General features: G+C 63.5%; 2 protein-coding genes. Both read right to left on the reverse strand.

The annotated features are described in order from the left end of the window. Positions 1-983, reverse strand: a 983-nt coding sequence (locus tag AC33YF_RS13940) for an HlyD family type I secretion periplasmic adaptor subunit (RefSeq protein ID WP_491777816.1), incomplete at its 3' end; no start/stop codon positions are given. Then, the coding region (locus tag AC33YF_RS13945; RefSeq protein ID WP_491777817.1) for an ATP-binding cassette domain-containing protein at positions 980-1,411 on the reverse strand (432 nt) is incomplete at its 5' end. The genes AC33YF_RS13940 and AC33YF_RS13945, both read right to left, overlap by 4 nt.

The raw sequence follows: 1,411 nt of genomic DNA on the forward strand, positions 1-1,411 counted from the left end.
CGGGCTTCGACAAGGAGGCTATCTTCAATCGGGACGATCTCGGCAACGCTTTCGCCCGGGCGGACAACGGCGCCGATGGTCGTGACGTTGAGCTTGTTGACGATGCCGCGCGTTGGCGCGCGGAGGATCGACCGCCGCACGCGATCCTGAGTTGCCTTGAGGGCCTCCTCGGTAACAGCCAAGCTCGCCAACGTCTCGGCCAGGGCCTCGCTGGCGCCCGAGTGGAAGCTTGTTTGGAGCGCTTCGATCTTTGATTGCGTTTCTTGGATGGCCGCTTTCATTCTTGGGAGGGCAGCAAGCAGAACGTTGATGTCGCGCCGCTCCGATCGTTCCTGGCGGGCGAGTTTAAGCACCTGCATCTCCGGAAACGCGCCCTTACGTTGCAAGTCGTCCGCGAGTTTCAGCTCCTTTTGTGTGAAAACGATCGTCTCTCGCATTTCCTCAAGCTTGGTCTCGGCCTCCTCGAGTTCGAGCTGGCGTTGTGCCAGCTGTTGGCGGGTTACGGTCAGTTCTTGGTCGAGGGCGGCTTTGCGGGCTTCGAACAGAGCACGTTCGGGCGCGGCCACCTTGTCATCCAGGCCCGGAATATCGAAGCGCGGCTCGGCTCCTGTGGTCTCAGCGATCAGCCGGGCGCGGCGTGCGAGGAGCGCCATGCGCTTTTGTTTGAGTTCGCCGTGGCTTGCCGAAAAGTTCGTGTCGTCGAGGCGAACAAGAGGGGCGCCCTGTTCGACCTGCTGCCCCTCCCGAATCTCGATGGCGGCAACGATCCCGCCTTCAAGCGGCTGCACGACCTGGACATGGCTCGACGGGATCACGCGCCCTTGACCGCGGGTGACTTCTTCGATCATCGCAAAATGGGCCCACACCCCGGCTAAGATGAGTCCGATCGTCACGGCTGCGAGCAAGGGCAGGGCGCTGCGCGACCCCTGAAGGTCCATGGCCGTGCCGATATCGTTGGCAAATGTTTCGTCGAGGGCTCTCATGGGGCGCGCCCCTCGGTTATGGGGCCTGGCGGCACGGAAGCCGCAGAGCGGGCCGCGTCGCGAAGCTTGCTGATCACCTCGGCTTTCGGACCGTCCATGACCACCCGGCCATTGTCAAACACCACGAGTCGGTCGACCAATTCGAGCATCCCGTCGCGGTGCGTTGAGACAAGCACGGTCACATCGGCGTCGAGCCCCGATTTCAGTCGCTGCACCAGGGCGCGTTCGCTCGCCGTATCGAGGGCGGCTGTCGGCTCGTCCAGGAACAGGATCTTGGGATCTCGGACGAGGACACGGGCCAGTCCGATGGCTTGGCGTTGTCCGCCAGACAAGGAGCGCCCGCGTTCGGAGATTGGCATGCTCAAGCCCTGCGGATGGCGTGCGGCGAAGAGATCAACGCCCGACAGGCGAACGGCGCGCTGAACGGC

It is taken from the genome of Methyloceanibacter sp. (assembly GCF_058506495.1).